At 74.7% G+C, this 20,894-nt stretch carries 15 protein-coding genes and 2 pseudogenes; 7 read left to right on the forward strand and 10 right to left on the reverse strand.

Going from position 1 to position 20,894, the window contains the following annotated elements; all coding sequences use genetic code 11:
* Window positions 1–71 precede the first annotated feature (71 nt).
* Window positions 72–533 (forward strand): SRPBCC family protein, encoded by a 462-nt coding sequence (locus IH00_RS0116375; RefSeq protein WP_031074184.1) that lies wholly within the window; start codon window positions 72–74, stop codon window positions 531–533.
* 165 nt (window positions 534–698) lie between these two features.
* Here IH00_RS0116375 and IH00_RS0116380 read toward each other — a convergent pair whose 3' ends face one another.
* Entirely contained in the window at window positions 699–1,859 is a 1,161-nt protein-coding gene (locus IH00_RS0116380) for an ABC transporter substrate-binding protein (RefSeq protein WP_031074186.1), read from the reverse strand.
* A 196-nt stretch (window positions 1,860–2,055) separates the two neighbouring features.
* Between IH00_RS0116380 and IH00_RS0116385 the strand changes: the two genes are divergently transcribed.
* A complete protein-coding gene (locus IH00_RS0116385) occupies window positions 2,056–2,325 on the forward strand; it encodes a hypothetical protein (RefSeq protein WP_031074188.1) in 270 nt (89 codons plus the stop codon).
* Window positions 2,326–2,565: 240 nt separating this feature from the next.
* On the opposite strand, the gene IH00_RS0116390 is transcribed toward IH00_RS0116385, so the two are convergent.
* A complete protein-coding gene (locus IH00_RS0116390; protein WP_031074190.1) occupies window positions 2,566–3,525 on the reverse strand; it encodes an NADP-dependent oxidoreductase in 960 nt (319 codons plus the stop codon).
* A gap of 70 nt (window positions 3,526–3,595) precedes the next feature.
* Between IH00_RS0116390 and IH00_RS0116395 the strand changes: the two genes are divergently transcribed.
* Window positions 3,596–4,552: a GlxA family transcriptional regulator gene (locus IH00_RS0116395; RefSeq protein WP_031074193.1), complete on the forward strand. Its 957-nt coding sequence runs from the start codon at window positions 3,596–3,598 to the stop codon at window positions 4,550–4,552.
* A 175-nt stretch (window positions 4,553–4,727) separates the two neighbouring features.
* On the opposite strand, the pseudogene IH00_RS0116400 reads toward IH00_RS0116395, so the two are convergent.
* Window positions 4,728–5,234 (reverse strand): annotated as a pseudogene (locus IH00_RS0116400) (DUF2264 domain-containing protein); the annotation flags it as partial.
* Window positions 5,235–5,304: 70 nt separating this feature from the next.
* Window positions 5,305–6,228 carry a homocysteine S-methyltransferase gene (gene mmuM, locus IH00_RS0116405; protein ID WP_031074203.1) on the reverse strand — a complete coding sequence of 308 codons (924 nt, stop codon included), beginning with the start codon at window positions 6,226–6,228 and terminating at the stop codon, window positions 5,305–5,307.
* Between mmuM and IH00_RS0116410 the strand changes: the two genes are divergently transcribed.
* Window positions 6,214–6,420 carry a hypothetical protein gene (locus tag IH00_RS0116410; protein ID WP_031074205.1) on the forward strand — a complete coding sequence of 69 codons (207 nt, stop codon included), beginning with the start codon at window positions 6,214–6,216 and terminating at the stop codon, window positions 6,418–6,420. The two genes, mmuM and IH00_RS0116410, sit on opposite strands and share 15 nt — an antisense overlap.
* A gap of 100 nt (window positions 6,421–6,520) precedes the next feature.
* On the opposite strand, the gene IH00_RS0116415 is transcribed toward IH00_RS0116410, so the two are convergent.
* The 5 genes and pseudogenes from IH00_RS0116415 to IH00_RS37355 all read right to left on the reverse strand — a co-directional run.
* Window positions 6,521–9,298, reverse strand: a complete 2,778-nt coding sequence (locus tag IH00_RS0116415) for an AAA family ATPase (protein ID WP_107064475.1) — start codon at window positions 9,296–9,298, stop codon at window positions 6,521–6,523.
* A 207-nt stretch (window positions 9,299–9,505) separates the two neighbouring features.
* The gene (locus IH00_RS0116420; protein ID WP_031074209.1) at window positions 9,506–11,308 is read right to left on the reverse strand and encodes a S8 family serine peptidase; all 1,803 of its coding nucleotides are present in this window, start codon (window positions 11,306–11,308) and stop codon (window positions 9,506–9,508) included.
* 852 nt (window positions 11,309–12,160) lie between these two features.
* A complete protein-coding gene (locus IH00_RS0116425) occupies window positions 12,161–15,535 on the reverse strand; it encodes a DUF4132 domain-containing protein (protein ID WP_234334865.1) in 3,375 nt (1,124 codons plus the stop codon).
* Window positions 15,536–15,661: 126 nt separating this feature from the next.
* The gene (locus IH00_RS0116430; RefSeq protein ID WP_031074214.1) at window positions 15,662–16,105 is read right to left on the reverse strand and encodes a hypothetical protein; all 444 of its coding nucleotides are present in this window, start codon (window positions 16,103–16,105) and stop codon (window positions 15,662–15,664) included.
* Window positions 16,106–16,233: 128 nt separating this feature from the next.
* Window positions 16,234–16,740, reverse strand: a pseudogene (locus IH00_RS37355) (ATP-binding protein); the annotation flags it as partial.
* 203 nt (window positions 16,741–16,943) lie between these two features.
* On the opposite strand from IH00_RS37355, the gene IH00_RS0116440 reads away from it, so the two are divergent.
* The 3 genes from IH00_RS0116440 (at window position 16,944) to IH00_RS0116450 (ending at window position 18,949) form a co-directional block, all read left to right on the forward strand.
* Window positions 16,944–17,807 (forward strand): helix-turn-helix domain-containing protein, encoded by an 864-nt coding sequence (locus IH00_RS0116440; protein ID WP_031074216.1) that lies wholly within the window; start codon window positions 16,944–16,946, stop codon window positions 17,805–17,807.
* Complete coding sequence (locus IH00_RS0116445; protein WP_031074217.1) at window positions 17,808–18,044, forward strand: DUF397 domain-containing protein; 237 nt, start codon at window positions 17,808–17,810, stop codon at window positions 18,042–18,044.
* A gap of 83 nt (window positions 18,045–18,127) precedes the next feature.
* The gene (locus IH00_RS0116450) at window positions 18,128–18,949 is read left to right on the forward strand and encodes an SAM-dependent methyltransferase (protein WP_031074219.1); all 822 of its coding nucleotides are present in this window, start codon (window positions 18,128–18,130) and stop codon (window positions 18,947–18,949) included.
* A gap of 20 nt (window positions 18,950–18,969) precedes the next feature.
* On the opposite strand, the gene IH00_RS0116455 is transcribed toward IH00_RS0116450, so the two are convergent.
* Entirely contained in the window at window positions 18,970–20,889 is a 1,920-nt protein-coding gene (locus IH00_RS0116455; protein WP_031074221.1) for a M64 family metallopeptidase, read from the reverse strand.
* Window positions 20,890–20,894 lie beyond the last annotated feature (5 nt).

Genomic DNA, 20,894 nt, shown 5'->3' on the forward strand with positions numbered 1-20,894 from the left:
TACCCGCAGGACGTGCGAGCGTGGCGGGCCACACCGTCGCGCGCTGCCGTCACGGAAGCGAGGAGTCACTGATGAGCACGGTGAAGGAAGCCGTAGAGGTTGAGGTCCCCGTCCATACCGCCTACAACCAGTGGACGCAGTTCGAGTCGTTCCCGGAGTTCATGGAGGGCGTCGAGGAGGTCCGGCAGCTCGACGACCGCCACAACCACTGGGTCACGAAGATCGCCGGCGTGCAGCGTGAGTTCGACACCGAGATCATCGACCAGCTCCCGGACGAGCGGATCGCCTGGCGCACCACCAGCGGCGACACGAAGCAGAAGGGCATGGTCAGCTTCCAGCGCCTGGACGACACGCACACGCGTGTGGAGCTGGTGATGGACATCGAGCCGAGCGGGGCCGCCGAGAAGGCCGCCGACATGACCGGAACGATCGACCGGCGCGTCAAGGGCGACATGCGGCGGTTCAAGGAGTACATCGAGACCCGGGGCGGCGAGTCCGGGGCCTGGCGCGGCCGGATCAGGCCGGGTGGCTGACCGGGAGGCACAGAGCGCATCGGCGCACCGGTGAGTGACCGCCCCGGTCCCCCGGGGACGGTGCCCGGCCGGTGATGCGGAGCCGAGCGGCCGTGCGGCGCGTGAGCGGCCCTCCCTCACGGGAGGGAGGCTCACGCGCCGCCGCGCTGTCCGCCCGGTCCGGTGTCACCCCAGGGGGACCAGCTCCCCGCCGACCGGCAGGCCCGGCACCCGGCGGTTGTCGACGACCACGAGTTCGTACGGGTGCGTCCGGCCGCGCTGCCACTGGCCACCGGCCAGCCGCACCGTGGCCACGTTCGGCACGGGACCCGACGTCCAGTCCAGCGGGCCCGCGACGGTGTCCAGGCGCGTCGCGCCGATCGCCGCCGCCACCGCAGCCGGGTCCCCGGGGTCGGCCGCGGTCTCCAGGGCGTGCGCGGCGACCTCGAAGAGCGCGTACGCAAGCCCGAGCGGCTGAAGCCACTGGTTGCCCGTGGCCCCCTCGTACGCCTCGGCCAGCTCGGCCGCGGTCATGCCGTCGACGGAGGAGCGGTAGGGGTGGGCGGGGCTCCAGTAGACGAGGGTCGCCACCTGCGCCTGGGGCGGTTCCCCGGTGGCCGTGGCGACGGGCGGGTACGCCAGCCACCGCGAACAGGTGATCATCCGCAGCGGCAGTCCGCGTGCCCGCGCCGCCCGGCGGAAGACCGCGAGATCGGCGCCGGTCGCAGCGCTCGTCACGATGCCCACGCCCGCCTCGGCCAGCGCCGCGACGTGACCGTCCAGACCGGCGGCCGGCTCCCGGTACGCCGGAGGATCCACCAGCCGGTGCCCGCGCGCGTGCGCCGCCGGTACGAAGCCGTGCTCGGCGTGGCGCGACCAGGAGCCCTGCGGGCCGTCGTTCCACAGGCACCCCACGGGCCCGCGGTCCGTGCCGTCCACCGACTCCCACAGGTCGGCGAAGGTCTCCGCGATGTCGTCCAGACCCCAGCAGAAGTGGTACGTCCACCGGAACGGGCGCAGTGCCGTCGCGCCCCGCCCGTAGTAGTACACCTGCCAGGGGAACGTACTGGACAGGCACGGCACCTCCGCCCGCTCACAGGCGTCGGCGACCGCCGGCAGCACCTCCGTGCCCGCCAGCGTCAGGACGATCCGTGCCCCTTCGTGTTCCACCAGTTCGCGGACCGCTTCCCGCGCGCCCTCGGCGCTGGAGCGGCTGTCGCGGCTCACGAGCCGCAACCCGCGCAGCTCGGGTGCCAGCAGGCCCATGACATAGGCCAGTGGGTCGCCGAGCCGTGCCAGCCGTCCCGTCCGCGCGACCACCACGCCCACGGTCGGGGCCCGTCCCACTGTGCCGTTCTCGCATTCCATGACCCGGACAACGCCTGCGCGCGGGAGGTGTCACGCCCCGGTTCCCCGACAGGCGGCGCGGGCGGGCGCCGGGAGCAGGGGGAAACCACCCGAGCAGTGTCGTCGGCGGCCAGGGCTCGTTGCACATCCCTGTAGGAACCTTCCTCCTCCCCACCTTCCGCACCAGGAGTCAGACATGAGCATCCGTCCCGGTATCCGACTGGCCACCGTCTGCGCGGGCATCGCGGGCGCGGGCATCGCGGCGGTCGCCCCGGCGGCCGCCGCCGACCAGCCGCCCGCCTCGGTCGGCGCCCCCGTCTCCAGCAACCTCAACAGCACCGGGCTGCTCGCGTCGGACTCGCAGGCCCACGGCAAGCCCGGACAGGCTTCCCCGCTGCCCGTCGGCGGCGGTCCCGTCGGCGGCCTCCTCGGCGGCGTGCCCGCCGGCCTTCCCCTGGGCGGCTGATCCGGGCACCCCCGAACGGCGGGCGGCCGGCCGCACCGGCCGGCCAACCCGCCGTAGCCGCCCCCGCGTGGGCGAACGGCCCGTGGCCGACGCCCCCCCGTAGGACCGGCCGTGGCCGACGCCCCGCAGCCAGCCCGCCAGCCCTCCGTAACCGACCCGCCGCAGTCGAGCGGGGCGGGGCGGCCGGCCCGGCAGCGACCGGCTCCCCGTGCCGGTCCGCTCACGCCACGGCCCTGCCCGTCAGCCGACCGTGAGCACCAGCTTTCCGGCCGTACGGCCGGTCTCGCCCAGCTCGTGGGCCTTGGCGGCGTCCGCCAGCGGGAACGAGCCCGCGATGTGCGCGCGCAGCTCACCCGCCTCGGCGAGCGCCGCGATCTCCTTCATCCCCGCGTGGTCCGCCTCCACGAGCAGCAACTCCACCCGCACGCCGAGGCGTTCCGCCTCCTCGTACAGCTCGGCGTCCGCGAACGGCAGGATCGACACCAGCAGGCCGCCCGGCCGCAGGGTCCGCAAGGAGCGGCTGCGCGTGCGGTGTTCGTCCTCGCCGACGGTGTCCAGCACGACGTCCACGTCGCGGACCGCCTCGGCGAAGTCCACCTCCCGGTAGTCGACCACCTCGTCGGTGCCCAGCTCGCGCAGGAAACCGTGCTTGCCCGCGCTCGCCGTGCCGATCACGTACGCGCCCCGCGCCTTCGCGATCTGCACGGCCAGATGGCCCACCCCGCCGGCCGCCGCGTGGATCAGCACACGCTGCCCCGCCTCCACGCGCGCCGTGTCGGCGAGCGCCTGCCAGGCGGTGAGCGCGGCGAGCGGCAGTGCGCCGGCCTGCTCGTGGCCGATGCCGGCCGGCTTGCGGGCGAAGGCGCGTGCCGGGCCGGTCACGTACTCGGCATGGGAGCCGGCGCCGTGCGGGTACGGCAGCATTCCGAAGACCTCGTCCCCGGGCTTGAAGAGGGTCACGCCCGTCCCGACCGCCTCCACCACTCCGGAGACGTCCCAGCCGAGGACGTACGGAGGGGTGCCGAGGAAGAGCGCGTTGCCGCGGTGCTTCCAGTCGGTCGGGTTGAGGCCGGCCGCGTGGACGCGGACGAGCAGCTGGCCGGGGCCGGGCTCGGGGCGCTCCAGCTCCACCTGCTTCAGCACCTCGGGGCCGCCGAGTACGTCCTGGCTGATGGCGCGCATGATCTTGTTCGTCGTCATGGGCTCCAGCCTGCCGTCGGCGCCCGCCCGGGAAAATGGCAAGAATGCCAATGTCCGATAGGATCGTGCCATGGCAGCTCCCCCGCACCGCGTCACCGTCCTGGCGCTCGACGGCGTGTACGCCTTCGAGCTCGGCATCCCCGCCCGGGTGTTCGGCTCGGCGGACGGGCGGTACGAGGTGGTCACCTGCTCCGCCGACGGCGGTCCGGTACGGACGAACGCCGACTTCTCGATCACCGTCGAGCACGGCCCCGAGGCGCTCGCCTCCGCCGACACCGTGGTGATCGCCCCGTACGACCTGGCCCTGACCGACCCCGGGCTGCCCGGGCCGGTCGCGGACGCGCTCGCGCGGATCCGCCCCGGCACCCGGATCGTGTCCATCTGCACGGGCGCCTTCGCGCTGGCGGCGGCCGGGCTCCTCGACGGCCGCCCGGCCACCACCCACTGGGCGCTCGCCCCGCGCTTCCGGGAGCTCTTCCCGCACGTACGGCTCGACCCGGACGTGCTCTTCATCGACGACGGCGATCTGCTCACCTCGGCCGGCGCCGCCTCCGGCGTCGACGTCTGCCTCCACGTGGTGCGGCGCGACCACGGCAGCGAGGTGGCCAACCGGGTGGCGCGGTTGTGCGTGGTGCCGCCCTGGCGGGACGGTGGCCAGGCCCAGTACATCGAGCAGCCCGTCCCGGAGCCGTCGTCCGCCGGCACGGCCGCCACCCGCCAGTGGGCCCTGGAGAACCTCCACCTGCCGCTGACGCTCTCCGACCTCGCGGGCCACGCGCGGATGAGCCTGCGCACCTTCGCCCGCCGCTTCCACGACGAGGTGGGCACGAGCCCCGGACGCTGGCTCATCCAGCAGCGGGTGGCGCGTGCCCGTCAGTTGCTGGAGTCCAGCGACCTGCCGGTGGACCGGATCGCGGGGGAGGTCGGGTTCGCCACGGCGGCGTCGCTGCGCCAGCACCTGCACGCCGCGATCGGTGTCCCGCCCCTCGCGTACCGCCGTACCTTCCAGGCCGCCGCGGCTCGTTAGGCGCAACCGCCGGCGCGGCCGTGCGTCACCGTCACCACCGGTGCGACCGCGACCCGGGTGGGCGGCCCCGTCGTCCGCCCACCGCACCTCCACCGCGCCGGCGTCCGCGCGTTCCACGGCCGCCACGCCCGTGAGCGGCTCGGGATCCGCCTCCCCGGTGAGCGAGGCCGGCGCCACCGGCAGGAACGTGCCGCCACCGTCGCACCGCGCGGTGGACAGGGGGGGGAGTGCCGCCGCCGAGGCGGTCCCACAGCCACGGCCGGGTCAGCCCCAGCCCGAGCGCCACGGAGGTGGACTCCACCATCGGCTGCCCCTGGATGTGCTGGTCCATGATGAGCGGCCAGGACTCGGCGTCGTCGCGGCCGGGCGTGCGCGTACCGGCGGCCGGCCCGTCCGTGTACCGGCCGAGGAGCCCGTACGGATCGGCGCCGCCGGCGCCCGCGCCCCGGAACGCCGCCGCCAGGAACGTCCGTGCGTACCCCTCCAGGCCGTCCGAGCGGACGCCGGAGCGGGACGGCCGTCCCGGCAGGTCCAGCAGCGCACCGCCGGGCGTCGCCCAGCGCCAGGCCGCCCGGACCGGGCCATCGGCCGCCGCTTCCCAGTGGGCCCGGGTGAAGCCGGTGTGCGGGCTCGGCCCTCGTTCGTCCGGCGGCAGACGGAGGCAGCGGCTCGCGCTGCTCATCGGCGCTCCGTGAACAGCGGGCGCCACCCCGGTCAACCGGCGCCCTTCTCCATCCGAACCGATCGGACGATCAGGCGTTGCCGGAGTGGAGACGGGCTGCGACGTCCGCGATCACCTGCGGCCCCACCCGGCAGCAGCCGCCGATCAGCCGGGCCCCGTCCTGCCGCCATGCCGTCACCCGCTCCGCCGAGAACGTCACCCGCCCCCGCCACGCGTGTGCCGCCGCGTCCCACTCCTCGCCGCTGTTGGGGTACACGACCACGGGTTTGCCCGTGATCCGTGCCGCGAGGGCGACCGCGCGGTCGGCGTCCTCGGGGGCGCAGCAGTTCACCCCGACGGCCACGACCTCGTCGACGCCGGCCGCGAGGGCGAACGCCTCCGCGAGCGGCTGCCCGGCGCGCGTGCGGTCCCCGGCCACGGTGTACGACAGCCACGCCGGTACGCCGAGCCCGCGCACCGCCCGCAGCAGCGCACGGGCCTCGTCCGTGTCCGGCACGGTCTCCAGCGCCAGCACGTCCGGCCGGGCGGCGGCCAGCACCTCCAGCCGCGGCCGGTGGAACCGCTCCAGCTCGCCGGTGCCCAGCCCGTACCGGCCGCGGTACTCCGAGCCGTCGGCCAGCATCGCCCCGTACGGCCCCGCCGACGCCGCCACCCACAGCGGCCGCCCGGCCTCCGCCCGGCGCGCCGCCTCCCGTGCCGACTCCACGCTCAGCGCCAGCAGGTCGGCGGCGCGGTCGTGGCCGATGCCGCGCCGCGCGAAGCCCTCGAACGTCGCCTGGTAGCTGGAAGTGATCACGACGTCGGCTCCGGCCTCGTAGTACGCCAGGTGCGCCCGGACGAGCGCCTCGGGCCGCTCGGCCAGGAGCCGCGCCGACCACAGGTCGTCCGTGAGGTCGTACCCGGCGGCCTCCAACTGGTTGGAGAGCCCCCCGTCCAGGACGAGGGCGGAGCCGGCGGCCAGGGCGTCGGTCAGGGGAGTGTGCGCACTGCTCATGCGGCCGAAGCTAGCCGAACGGGCGCCCGCGGACCGGTTCGCCACCGGGAGGCGCTGGGACCGGACGCCTCGAAGGCCCTCCACCTGACGGACGAGAAGCGCGACAACACCCACATGTCCGTCCGGGGCGCCACCGAGTACGCCGCGCTCGTCGCCGGTGGACTGGCCGCTCAGGGACTGATCAGCCCCTGAGCGAGGGGGGTGTCTCCCGGCCCGGCCCCGGGCCGTGTCCTGACCGCCCCGCCCGTCCGCCGGGCGGGCCGCCGGCGGACCTCTGCGGACGTGCCAGGCCCTAGACCGGGTGGTTGAGCGCCGTCGCGAGCTGGGCGCGGGAGCGGACGTCGAGCTTCTGGTAGATCCGCGTCAGCCGCGCCTCGACCGTCTTCACGCTCAGGTACAGCCGGGCCGCCGCCTCCTGATTGCTCGCCCCCTCACCGACGAGCCGCGCCAGGTGCAGCTCCGCCTCCGTGAGCCGGGACAGGGCCGCGTTGCCCGCGCCCGGCGCGGCCGGCGCCGGCTCGGCGTAGGAGGGGTTCTCGGCGGTCAGGGCCAGCCACGGCACGGCTCCCGCGCGCTCGAAGACGGTCGCCGCCGCGTGCAGGGCCTGCTGCGCGGCCGACCGCCTGCGGCGCCTGCGCTCCACGCGCGACAAGGCGATCAGGCAGCGCCCCTGCTCCAGCACCAGCCCCTGCGCACCGAACCGGTCGGCCGTCTCCGCGAGCAGCGCCACCGACTCGTCGGTCTTGCCGCCGGCCGCCAGGCACAGCCCGTACGCGCGGTCGAAGCCCAGCAGCACCGTCGTACGGCCCAGGCGCTCGGCGACCGGGCCCACGTCGGCGAGCAGCGCCTCCGCCTCGTCCCGGGCGTCGTTCGCCAGCAGCGCCTCGGCGAGCTCCTCGTGCCAGCGCAGCATCGACGGGTCCACCGCGCACCGGGCGCGCTCGGCATCGCGCACGCGGCGCAGCGTCTCCAGCGCCCCCGCCACGTCCCCGGTGACCAACTGGACACGGCCCAGCGCGTACAGGCTGCGCGAGAGGAAGACGTGGTCGCCCTCCTCCTCCGACGCCTGCACGCTGCGCCGCGCGTATCCGGCGGCCCGCGCGAAGCTGCCCCCCGCCGTCTCCGCCAGCGCCAGCACGTACCACGCGGGGCCGGGCGACAGGCCCGCCTCCAGGGTGAGGGCGAGGGACCGCCCGGCGTGCGCCAGGGCCGCCGCGCACTGGCCCCGCCGGGCCTCGACCTCGGCGAGGGTGTTCAGCAGCTCGATGGCGTCCTCGACCGGGCCGCGCTGCTCGACCAGGGGCAGGAGGGCGTGCACCCGGTCGCGCGCCTCCCCGAGCCGGTCGTCGAAGAGTGCGTGACGGATGGTCAGGATCTGCGCCGTGTTGCGCACGCCCAACGGCCGGTCGGTCATCTCCAGGGTCCTCGCCCGGGCGAGCGTCCGCTCGGCGTCCGGCGAGCCCAGCACCCGGTCCATCCGGGCCTGCTGCGTCAGTGCCTTCGCCGCCGTGTGCCGGTCGCCCACCGACGTTGCCAGTTCGGCCGACTCGACCGCCGCGGCCCGGGACCGCACCGGATCGCCGTCCGCGAGCACGTACTTCACCGCGAGCCGCAGCAGGACGGCGGCGCGCAGGCCCGGGTCGCCGTCGGAGTCCTCGGTGGCGTGCACGTACAGCTCGTCGAGGTCCGTCAGCCCCTGCCCGGCCGTGTCCAGTACGGCGAGCCGGGCGCGCACCCGGTCCGCGGGCGCCGCGTCCCGCGCCAGCAGGTCGGCGGCGGCGCGCATCGCGAGGTCGGCCCGGGCCGCGCGGGCGGCCTCCTCGGCGGCGTCCACCAGCCGCGCGATCCGCCGATCCCCGAGCCGCACCGGGGTCGACTCCGCGGCGAGGAGCGCCAGTTCGGCGGCGAGCGCGCTGTTGCCGCGGCGGCGCGCGGTGTCCGCGGCCGCGGCGACCTCGGCGGCGAGGTCCTCGTCCGGCACATCGGTGGCGAGCGCCCGGTGCCGTACCTCCTCGACCGGGTCGTCCACCACCCGGGCGAGCGCCGCATGCCCGGCACTGCGTTCGGTCCAGCACGTGTCGTGGACGAGCGTGGAGGGCAGCAGGCCCGCCGTGAACGCGACCGTCCCGTCCTCGGTCACCGATATCAGCCCGGCGCGCTCGGCCGCCGCCAGCTCCGCCTCCGCGGTGGGGCGCCCGGCCCGGCGTATCAGCGCGGCCGTCGGGCGCAGCGCCAGGGCGGCGAGCAGCAGCGCGGCGCGCACGGCGGGGGAGGCGGGGGCGAGCATCCGGCGTGCGAGGTCGCGGGCGCGGCCGGACAGCGGGAGCGCCTCGGCGTGGTGCACGGGGGTGCGCGCGTCGGCGAGGGAGCGGCCGACGGCGAGCGCGAGCCGGGGGTTTCCGCCACTGGTGCGGTGGATCCGCCCGGCCATCCGGGACGGCAGACGGTGGTGGACCAGGAGTTCCGCGATCTCGTCGGCGTGCAGCGGCGGTACGAGCAGGACGTCGGCCTCGGAGGGCACCCACAGCGTGAAGGAGGCGCCGTCGACGTACGGGTCCGGCGTCTCGACGGCGAGGACCCGCAGCTCGGCCGGGGCCAGGTGCAGCGCGAAGCGCAGCAGGTCCGCGCTGTCGGCGTCGATGCGCTGGGCGTCGTCGACGACCAGGAGGACGGGCCCGCGCTCGGCGAGGGTGCGCAGGATGCGGGCGATGCCCAGGCGCAGCGCGACGGGATCCCAGCCGGCCTCGGGCGCGGCGGCCTCGCGGCACAGCACCGCGACGGCGGCGCGCTGCGGGTCCGGCAGCCCGTCCAGGGCGGCGGGGGGCACGGAGGAGACGAGGGCCGCGGCGGCCGCTCCGGCCATGTCCCGGTCGGCGGGCTGCGGGGAGAGCCACAGCACGGTCTCACCGCGGCAGCCGGCGTGATCGGCCGCCGCCTGGGCGACCTCGGTCTTGCCGATGCCGGCCGGGCCGGTGAGCAGGGCACGGCCGCGGGCGCGCAGGACCTGGTCCAGGCGCCCGAGGAGATCCTCCCGGCCGACCGGCGCGGTGGGGTACGGAACCGGCCTCACCTGCACCACCACCCTCGGGACCCGGCGTGTGCGAACCCCCTGTCCGCGCACCCGCCTGCGAGCAGAGAATACGAACTCGGCCACCGGAGTCCAGGTGTCGTGTCCGGCATGTGGACGCCGCCCCGGCGGACACACTGCGGGGCGTGCCCATGGCTGAGTGCCATGAACACGCCCCTGACCAGCGGTGATGCTGTTACCGCGGGGGTCTCAGAAGGTGAGACCCCAGGAGTCGATGTAGCCGGTGTCACCCGAGGCCACGTCCTGGACGCGGAGCTTCCAGACACCGTTCGCCACCTCGGACGAGGCGTCGACGGAGTACGTCGCGAGGACGTTGTCGGCCGAGTCGTTGCTGCTGGAGCTCTTCAGGCGGTACGCGGTGCCGTCCGGGGCGACCAGGTCGATGACCAGGTCACCGCGCCAGGTGTGCTTGATGTCCACCGCCACCTTCAGGGCGGTGGGGGCGTTGCCGGTCCGGCCGGTGACGGAGATCGAGGACGTGACGGTCGAGTTGTCCACAATCGTCACGTCGGTGGCGTTGGTGAACGCCGCTCCGGTACCGGGGGTGGTGGTACCGGTCACGGCGTTCACGGTCTTGGCGGCGTCGGCGATGCCGGTGCCGCAGCCGCCGGTGCAGGTGCCGGGCAGCGGGCGGGCGTTCGACTTGATCGCGGACTCGATCTCGGCCGGGGTCAGCGTCGACTTGGCCGACTTCAGCAGCGCGGCGAGGCCGGCGATGTGCGGCGCGGCCATCGAGGTGCCCTGGTAGGGCTTGTAGTTCTCCAGCGACTGGGTGGTGGTGCCGGAGTTCAGCGTGGAGAGGATGCCGTTCTCGGGGGTGGTGACGGTGCCCGGCGTGTCGGTCGCGCGGCGGGTCTCACCGCCCGGGGCCGAGACGTCGATGATGGAGCCGTAGTTCGAGTAGTACGAACGGTTGCCCTCACGGCTGGTGGACGCCACGTTGATGACGTTCGCGCAGTTGGCGGGCGTGAAGCCGGAGGCGTTGGCGTTGCTGTTGCCCGCCGCGACGACCACGGTGGTGCCACGGGCGACGGCGCCGTCGATGGCGTTCCGGTAGACGGTCGGGCAGGTCGAGCTGGCGCCGCCCAGGCTCATGTTGATGACCTTGGCCGGGGTCGGGTTGACCGGGATGCCCGGCACGGTGCCGCCGGAGGCCCAGGTGATCGCGTCCGCGATGTCCGCGGACGAGCCGCCGCACTTGCCGAGCACGCGGACGTGCTGCACCTTCGCGCCGTACGCGATGCCCGCGACGCCCTTGGCGTTGTGGGTCGACGCGGCGATGGTGCCGTGCACGTGGGTGCCGTGCCAGGACGAGCTGCTCGCCCGGGAGCCGGTGCCGCACTCGCCGTCGGTCGCGTTCCAGTCGCCCTCGTCCTTGGGGTCGCTGTCGCGGCCGCTGCCGTCACGGGCGTCGGCGGAGCTGGAGATGAAGTCGTAGCCGGCGATGGTGTTCGCGCTCAGGTCCGAGTGCGCGGCGTAGCCGGTGTCGATGACGGCGACGGTGACGCCGCTGCCGGTCGACTTGTCCCAGGCGGCCGGCACGTTCATGCCGCCGGTGGCCTCGAAGAGGTCCCACTGCTTGGCGTAGTCGGTGTCGTTGGGGGTGACCGCCATCGCGTAGGCGCGGATGTCGGGCTCCACGGACGCGACCGCCGGGTCGGCGCGGAAGGCGTCCATGACCTCCGTGACGTCCTGCTTCGTCGCCTTGTCGCCCAGGTCGACCAGCGCGGCGCCGCTCGCCAGACGGCGCTCGAACGCCAGGCTCTCGCCCGTCTTCGCCGCCTTCTCGGCCGTGTCGCCCTTGGCCGCGCTGTTCGAGGTGGCCTCGGCCGCACGGGACTTGTAGGTGACGATGACCTTCTCGACCGGCGCGCTGGGCAGCGGTGCCGGCAGGGCCTGGGCGGCCGGTGCGGTGGGCTGGGGGGTGGCCTCTGCGGCGAGCGCCACCGAGGAGGTGGCGGCCACGCCGATGATCGTGGCACTCGCGGCCACGACGGATATGAGTCTCCGCCTGGAACCGTTCAAGGTGTTCCCTTTCAGGGCGGCTCCGGCGACTCCCGGAGCAGCTGACGGTGCTGGGCGCGGCGGGGGCGGGTGCGGGGACCGCGGGTGGGGTGCGTCATGGGGGTGACGCCCGCGGTCCCCTGGGCCGGGTATGCCCATGCGCCGCCGCCGGCGCGACGGACCCCGTGGTGGGGCCGTCACCGGTGGCGCTCAGGGTTACGTGCACCTGACAGCGAAGAGTCAGAGGATGAGAACCGCCGGTGCGGCAGACAGTAGGGAAACCGGAGATGAACCCGATACGGGGGAAACCCTTGTCCTCCCCGCAAGAGCCGAGGGACCCCCCTGCCGGAGCCCCCGCCGCCCGCGGAACGACACGCCCCGGCCCCGGTCCGGCCCCGTGGGCCGCGCCGACCGGAGGCACTGCGTGTGGGCACGCCTCCCCCGGACTTCGCCGCGTCGTGACAGTCCGGGCCGACCGGAGCTGCGGGAGCCGGGGGGCGCGGAAGGCGCGGGAGGCGTGAGGTCTTCCCCTCGGCCCCTCGGCGTGCCGAGGGGCCGAGGCCATGGCGTGCGGTGCTGCCCAGGGGAAGAATCCGTGCGGAGCACCGATCCTACGGGCACGCCGAACCGGACCCGGGCGCCGGTGGGGCGCCGGGCCGGCCCGGCGCCGGGGCGCGGTCACGGTGCGGGCCGGGCGGGCCCTTCCGTGCGGGCTGCCGGGTCACCGTGCGGGGCTGTTCCGTGAGGACATGTCGGCTCACCGGGCGGGGCCGGGCCCGGCGCCGATGGGGCGCGGTCACGGTGCGGGCCGGGCGGGGCCCTTCCGTGAAGGCAGTCAACTCACCGCGCGGGCCCTTCCGTGAGGGCCGTCAGGTCGGCCAGCGCTTCCGAGAGCACCACCGGTGGCAGGTCTCCCAGGCGCAGGGGGCTGTCCTGCGGCGGGGACCAGGCGGCGGGCCGGTCGTGCAGCCAGACGGCGTCGAGGGGCTGCTCCGGGAAGACGTCGACGGCGCCCACCGCTATCCCGTCGCGCGGGTTGAGGACCAGGTACCGCTGCGGGCCGAGCTCCTTGGTGAGCCAGCACTCCACACCGGCGTCCTGCGGCTCCCCGCGCCGCCATCCGCGCCGCTCCAGTCCCAGCAGCCGACCGGTGGGGACGGTGATCCCCTCGAAGCGGGACAACCGCCAGCCCGCCGCCTCCGCCGCGGTCAGCCGGTACACGGGACGCTCCAGCTGCGGGAACGGCTGCGCGATCCCGTTCCCGGCGAACAGCTCCCGCCAGGCGGGCAGTTCGTCCCCCAGGTGCAGCGGATGCGCCAGCCGTACGGAGGCGCCGGCGGGCAGCTCGTGACGCCGGTCCGCCACGTCTGCGAAGCCCCCGTCCCCGACCACCCGGAACGCGCGCTCCGCGTCCCCCCGGCCGGCCAGCCACACCAAGCCCCGTACCGGATGCCGGAGCAGCGGGTGGCCGAGGAGCAGGTCACGGAATTCGTCCGCGCTCCACGTCCGGCCCGTCACCATCGCGGCCTCCAGGCGCCGCAGCTGGTCCGAGGCGACGGCCCGCGCGTCCTTCTTCAGGGCCAGGAACCGCTTGCGCTCCGCGGCCGCCAGCTCAGCGTCGTCGGCGGCGCCGGGTTTCGGCAGGTCCTTGCGCCGCCGGCCGCTCCCGTCGAGCACGTACGGCCGCAGCTGCTCGTCGAAGCCGACGGTGAAGCGCCGCGTGCCGTAGTCCACGACCGTGCTGCCGGCCGCGTCCAGGCCCAGGTCCGGTACGAGGCGGTCGCCGAGCTGCTCGGCGGTCAGTCCGAGCCGCCGCGCCACCTCGGTGATCCTCTCGTGCGCCCGCGCCTTCAGCGCCTTGAACCGCACGCGCTGCGCGATGCCGTGCAGCTGTGCCAGCGCCTCGTCGGTGCCGATCGCGGCCAGTACGTCCAGCCCCTCCACCGCGCGGTGGTGCGCGCCCTCACCGGGCCAGGACCGCAGCACCGGGGAGAGCCGCCGTACCGTCCCGTCGTCGCCGAGCAGTCCGAGGGCGTGCAGCGCCCAGCTCTGCTCGGCGGGCATCCCCGCCGACCGCCACTGTTCGAACAGCGCCCAGCCGAACGCCGCGAGCGAACCGGGGTCGCACAGGTCCAGCAGCACCGGCACCCCCGGGTACACCTCGCCCGGCCTGCTGACCGCCAGCATGGTCAGCGCGTGCCGTACCGACCCGGCGGGCAGTGCGTGACCGCCCGTGCGCAGCAGGACCTGCGGAAGCACCAGGGGGTCGGCCCACTCGGGCAGTACGGGCAGCCTGTCGGGCAGGGCGGTCAGCAGCGGATCGGCGCCGAGCGCGGCCCCGACCACCTCCGCGGCCTCCTCGCCGTACGCGCCGGCGGCCGCGTCCCGTACCGCCTCGTCCCCGTGCGCGGCCGCGACGAGCCGCAGCGCGTGCTCGGCGTGGCGCCGTGCGGGCCCCGGCGCGCCGACGGCGTCCGGCACGAGCAGCGCAGCGGCGGCGAGGCCGTGCCGGGCGAACCACGCCCGGGCCGGGCCGCCCGCCGTCCTCAGCCGCACCGCCCAGTCGGCCATCAGCCGGGCCGTTGCGGCGTCCCGGAACGGCAGCAGCAGTCCGGCCATCGTGGCCGGGTGGCGGACGGCGGCGCGCTTGAGCACCGGCAGCGCGTCCGTCCCGTACCGCGCGGCGACCGGCCGCAGGGTCTTCTCGCCCTCCCAGTAGTCGTCCGGCGCCCACGCGGCGAGCAGGGGGCGCAGCACCTCCGCCGGGCCCCGCAGGAACAACTGCGCCGACGACAGGTCCTCCAGCCCGTAGCGGCGCAGCGCCTCCACGTCCACCTCCATGTCCTGGCCGTCCGCGGCGTGCTGGCGGAGGTACGGCGACCGGGTGGCCGCCCAGGACTCCCGCTCGCCCGGCAGCCACTCCACCGCCGGTGCGGTCTCCACGCGCAGCCCGGGCACCACCCGCGCGCCGGCCCGCGCGCCGGCGCGGTCCAGCCACGGGGGTGCGGTGAGCAGCGCGGGCAGTTCCCCGGCCGGTGCGTCGGGGACCCGGTCGGGAGGCTCCAGCAACGACCGGACCACCGCCGCGGCCGGCTCGTCCAGCAGAGGCAGCGCGGCGGTCACGAGGTCCGTGCGGGCGCCGATGTGCCCGGCCAGGAGCTCCTGCGCCGCTTCGGCGTCCCGGCCGCCCTCGTGGGCGCGGCCGGCCAGCACCCGCAGCGCGCACACCGGCCGGCGGCTCATCGCCTTCAGCAGTGAGGGCCGTACGTGCTTGTCGTGCGGGCGGGACAGCAGCGCCCGGAACGCGGCCTCACCCGGCAGCTCGGCCAGTGCCGCCGCCGCGGCCCTGAGGTGTGCCGCGGAGGCGTGCGGACGGTCGAAGACCTCCGCGAGGAGCGGCGCAGCGGCCGGTCCGAGCCCCTCGGCCACGGTCGCGATCGTCGACGGCGGCCAGGCGATGCCCGCCGTTCCGCCGAGCCGGAGGAGCTGTTCCGGCGAGCTGAGCGAGCACAGCAGCATGGAGCGCAGGAACGAGTCACGCCCGGCGAGCGGACCGGGCCCGCCGCAGCACTCGTCGACCCACCCGGTCTCCGTCGGCACCAGGTACGACACCACGATCCGGCGCCGCTCACCGTCCCGGGCGTCCGCCAGTGCGTCCACCGCGGCCCGGTACGTCCCCTCGTCGGCCGCGGCCAGCAGCGCCCGGACCCGGTCGGCCAGGGGGCGGCGCTGCTCGGTGAGGTAGGGCACGTGCGCGGAACCCAGCACCGTGATCGCCGGATCGGACCGGCTGCCGCCGGACTGGATGTACAGCGCCTCGATGTCGGACAGCTCGACCACCGCGCGCGCGGCGAACGGCAGTCCGTGCGCCGTGCTCCAGACGTCCGCCCAGGCCGCGGTCGTAGCGGGCGGCGCCGGCGTCATGGCGGCCACGGCGGCGGCGCCGAGCGGCGAGGGGGCGCTGCCGTCGAGGTGAACCCGCGCCGCCGCCACCAGCCGTGCGTCGCTGCCCGGGGCCGTGAGGAACTCCTCGATCCAGTCCTTGTCCCGCGCGAGCCGCGCCTCCAGCAGTGCCGCCGCATCCTTGTCGGCCCTGCCCGGCGGCCGCCGCACCCCGCCCCGCCGCGGATGCAGGGCACGCCGCCACGCTTCCGGGAGGACGAACGACTCCTCCGACTCCCGGGCCATCAGGTCCTCCAGCTCGTCACGGCGCACAGGACCGCCCTCCCTGTCCCCACTCGCGGTTGATCACTCGTACGACCGTAGCGAGCGCCACTGACAACGCCACTGACAACGCCACCGACCAGCGGAAACAAGCGGATGGGCGCTCCGGCCGGGGACTCAGAGACGGGACTCCAGGCCCGGCCCCGTCCACGCCGGGGCGACACCGGTGAGCTGGCACACCATCAGGTACAGCGGGATGGGCGGCGTGTAGGGCGAGGTGGAGTCCGGCCGGTGGATCAGCCGGGGGCGCCGGTCCGGCACGCAGGCGTCCGTGGCGTAACACGCGGGCAGTGGCCAGCGCAGCTCGGTGTCCGAGCCGGCCGGTACGATCCACCACCACCATTCGGAGTCGGCGAAGACGCAGCCGTTGCCGGGCAGCCGCGACATGAGCCGGAATCCGTGCCGCGCCGGCACCCCCACGGCGTCGCAGCCCAGCGTCGCGGGCAGGGACGGCGGCAGCGTCAGCTGCACCTCGCCGCGGTCGGTGTCCCACTGGCCATGCCGGCCCTGCCGACCCTGTCGGCCCCGCGCGGCCAGCAGCGTGGCCATCGACCTCAGCATGGCTCCGCCACACCCAGGGGGCTCCCCGAGTCGCCGGGGCCCGCCACCCCCGGCGTGCGTTCCCCCGTGCCGGAGCCGGAGCCGGAGCCGGAGCCGGAGTCCGCCGCGTCCGGCGTGTGTCCGGCCCCCGCGTCGAGAGCCAGCTCCGCCCAGACGATCCACCCGGCGCCGTGCCGCGCGTGATGCGCTCCCCACGCGCCGCACATCGCCTCGACGAGGAGCAAACCCCGCCCCCGCTCCTCCGCGTCGACCTGCCGCAGCCGCGGCTCGGCGGCCGGACAGCCCTCGTCCTGGACCGCTATGCGCAACCGCCCGCCCACGTCGCGCAGTTCGCAGACGACCCGGCCGCTCGCCGTGTGCACCACGGCGTTGGTGAAGAGCTCCGAGACGACGAGCGTGGCCGTGTCGAGCACATCCCCCTCGACGCGCCACACCGCCAGCCGGTCCCTGACGAGGCGTCTGGCGCGGGCCACCGACTCGGCGCGGGCGGGCAGTTCGAAGGCGAAGCGGCGGAGATCGGCGGTCTGCGCTGGACCGGTCTGCGGCCCGGCGATCCGCTGCGCGGGGATCGTGGGTCCTGCGGTGTCCGGTCGCGGGGCCATGATCTGAGGCGTCAGCGCATTACCAGGGACCACGACCGATTCCTAACGTGGGGGAGCGGTGCCGCACACCGCCTCTCCCAGGGCAGAACGCGGCTGCCGCGTGAACTGGTTCACCGGAATACTTTCCTCCCGACACCCGCACTTGGCAAGTGGCACTCTGGAATTTGCAGAGTGCGGTGTCCTCTCTGCTCCTCCCATGGCACACTCGTCGAAAACAGTGCGTGGGGAGGTCTGAAGTGAGCGAGCCGCGGTCCGCCCCCACCGTGGGACAGGTCGTACTCGGCAAGCGCCTGCAGGAGTTGCGGGAACGGGCGGGCCTCAAGCGGGAGGAGGCCGCCAAGGTCCTCCACGTGGCCCCGGCCACGATCCGCAGGATGGAAACCGCAGAGGTCGCGCTGAAGATCCCCTACGTCCGGCTCCTGCTGCAGGAGTACGGGGTTCCCACGGACGAGGCCGACGGCTTCGTCCGGCTGGCCGAGGAGGCCAACCGGCCCGGGTGGTGGCAGCGGTTCCACGACGTCCTGCCCGGCTGGTTCAGCATGTACGTCAGTCTGGAGGGCGCGGCCTCCGTGATCCGGGCGTACGAACCGCAGTTCGTGCCCGGCCTGCTCCAGACCGAGGACTACGCCCGGGCGATCCTGCGCGGCGGCGCCGTCGGTCAGGTGAGACCCGACGACATCGAACGGCACGTGGCGCTGCGCATGGCCCGGCAGGCCCTGCTGACCCGGCAGGACGCACCGAAATTCTGGGTGATCATGGACGAGACGGTGCTGCGCAGGCCCGTCGGGGGCAGCCCCGCCGTCATGCGGGCGCAGATCGACCGCCTCCTCGAAGCCACCGCGCTGCCCAACGTCACGCTCCAGATCGCCGAATTCGCGACCGGGCACCACCCCGGTACGTACGGCCCGTTCGTCCTCTTCCGATTCGCCGTGCCCGAACTCCCGGACATGGTCTACAGCGAGTACTTGACCGGCGCGGTCTACCTCGACGCGCGCACCGAGGTGGCCTCGCACCTGGAGGTCATGGACCGCATGGCGGCGCAGGCCGCCACCGCACAACGTACGAAGGAGATCCTCAAGGATGTCCGCAAGGAGCTGTGAATGGATCGCATATACAACGGCATGCCCGCCGCCGAGCTCGGGGCCGAGGGGTGGCACAAGCCGTGGAGCGGCGGGAACGGCGGCAACTGCATCGAGGCCATGAAGCTGGCCGACGGCAGGGTCGCGGTCCGCCAGTCCGCCGACCCGGACGGCCCCGCACTCATCTACACCCACGGGGAGATCGCCGCGTTCATCCAGGGGGCGAAGGCAGGACAGGCCGACTTCCTGCTCACCTGACCCGCCGACCCGACCCCTTCGTTCCCCGACCCAGACGACCAGTCACCAGACCACCAGCCACCAGCCGACCACTGGAGCGACACATGACCGGGCAAGAACCCGCAGCCGAACGGCCTGCCGTGCAGATCGACACCAGCAAGCCGCATCCGGCCCGCATGTACGACTGGTTCCTGGGCGGCAAGGACAACTACCCCGTCGACGAGGAGATGGCCGAGCAGCTTCTCACCGTCGACGCGCGCGGACGGGACATGGCACGCGTCAACCGCGCCTACATGCACCGCGCCACCCGCTGGCTCGGCGACCGGGGCGTCCGCCAGTACCTGGACATCGGCACCGGGATCCCGACCGAGCCGAACCTGCACCAGATCGCCCAGCAGGTCGCCCCGGAGTCGCGGATCGTCTACTGCGACAACGACCCCATCGTCCTGGCGCACGCCGAGGCGCTGCTGCGCTCCACCCCCGAGGGCGCCACCGAATACATCCAGGCCGACGCGCGGGAGCCCGAGGTCATCCTCGAACGGGCCGGCAAGGTGCTCGACTTCGCCCGGCCCATCGCCCTGTCGATGCTGGCGCTGCTCCACTTCGTGGACGACGAGGACGGTGCCTACGAACTGGTGCGCCGGCTCGTCGAGCAGCTCCCTTCCGGCAGCTACCTCGTCCTCTCCCACGTCACCGGGGACTTCGACCCCGAGGGCGCGGCCAAGGCGCGCGCCATGTACCGGGCGCGCGGCCTCACGCTGCGGCCGCGCACCCGGGCGGAGTTCGCCCGCTTCTTCGAGGGCCTGGAACTCGCCGAGCCCGGAGTCGTGCTCACCGCCGACTGGCATCCGGAGCTCGGCGAGGCGGTCCCGGTCGCCGGCGACGACCCGATCCCCGGGTACGCGGGCGTGGCCCTCAAGCCGTAGCCGCCACCGCTCCCGGTCGCCTACGAGCCGGCCGGGGGCACCAGCGTGACGAGGAACCTCTTCGCCGCGCCGGTGTTCCCGGCCGCGTCGATCGTGCGGTACTCCACGGTGTGCGTGCCGTATTCCGGCGTGGCGTCGTCCCACGGCACCACGCGCGCCCGCCCCAGCTTCCCGTACACGAGTCCGTCGATCTCGGTCCCGCCCGGGGTGAACCGGAACGGCGCGCCGGCGTCCGTCGGCCAGCCGTAGTAGGTGTACCAGCCGTCGCCGTCCACCCGGAACTGGCTGACCACGTACCCGTCCTGGTCGTCCTTCGCGGTCAGCCGCATCGTGAACGGGCCGTCGTAGACGTATTCCACCGGCCGCCCCGGCCGGTCCACCGTGCGCAGCGGCTCCGACAGCGCGTACGCGGCCGTGGCCGGCGTCGCGTCGACGGTCCAGCGCAGTTCTGTCCCGGGGCCGGACGTGCCCGCGATCCGGGCGGTCAGCGTGTGCGTGCCGGGCCGCAGCCGCAGCGACGAGAGGTCCAGGTCCCGGTCGTTGCCCGGGTTCGCCATCGGCCGCCCGTCGACCCGCCACCGGACGGCGAGCGTCCGGTCGACGGGGTGCGTGGTGTCGGCGTGCACCACCGACCGGGCGCCGACGGGCGCGCCCGTGTCCGTGTGACCGGTGAACCGCGGTGCCACGGCGGGCCCGGGCCGGGTGGCCACGGACGTGTCGACCGTCCAGGTGACCGTACGGGTCAGGGCGGCCGAGCCGCGTACCGCCGGATCACGCACGAACGGCGTCGGGTCCGTCACCGTCGCCGTCAGCGTGTGCCTGCCACGCGGCACGTCCAGCCGCCGGAGATCGATGGACCGGGCGCCGGCCGACGACCGCACCGGGCGGCCGTCCAGCCGCCAGACGACGTCCAGTTCCCCGCCGACCGGATGCAGCGTGTCGACCCAGACGGTCCGGTCGGCGCCGATCGGCTCCGCGGCGGGCGTGTGCCCCTGCACCAGGTTCACCTTCGACGCGATCGCCCGGACCATCACCTCACGGCCCACCTGGTCGAACGCGTACCCCAGGGACTTCATGATCGAGTGCCTGCTGGGGCGCCACACGCCCTTGGTGCTGTACAGCCCGCCCTCGTGGCGGCCGATGACACCGCCCGACTCGCTCTCCTCGCCCAGCCACCGCCACCACTTGGCCCGCTGGTCCTTCATCTGCTGCTCGGTCAGCACGGTGTGGTGCGCGGACGACGGCTCACCGCCCTCGTGCACACCACCTGGCACACCGCGCCCGTAGTAGTCGTACTCGTCCTGCAGCCCGCCCAGCGAGTGCCCGATCTCGTGCGGGGTGATGAGCGAGGACAGGGCGTTGCCGCCGGAGGCGGTGGCGTACGTGCCGCCCGCACCGCCGTAGGTGTCACTGTTGGCGAGGGCCACGATCTGCCGGTTGGCACCTGTCGCACCCGGGACGAGATCGGCGAGTGCGTTCGCCGCGCCGCTGTCGACGGTCAGCAGCCGCTGCACGCTGCCGGCGTCGCAGCCGCCCCAGAAGCCCATCCCGAGCGGCGTGTCCCGGCGCGGCGTGTCCAGACCGGGGTCGCAGTCCACGCCCGACTCGGGCGAGGCGACCTCCACCGCCCACACGTTGATGTACGAGCGGTACGAGGCGAACGGCTCGATGCTCCACAGCACGTTGAGGTGCTTGTCGACATCGGCCCGGAACTCCGGGAGCTGTGCGGCGGTGTACCCGTCGCCGAGCAGGACGAGGTTGAACCGTTTCTCCGCGGGTCCCGTGGTCTGCACGGGGACGACGGCGGCGGCGTCGGCCGGGGACCCGGGGGCGCGGTCCGCGGCGGTGGCCGGTCCGGCGCCCACCGGGGCGGTGACGAGAAGGCAGGCCGCGCCGATCAGCGCGGCGGCTCTCCGAAGGCGTGTGCCATGAGCAACCATGGGGC

This window comes from Streptomyces sp. NRRL S-118 (genome assembly GCF_000716335.1).
Taxonomy (GTDB): Bacteria; Actinomycetota; Actinomycetes; order Streptomycetales; family Streptomycetaceae; genus Streptomyces.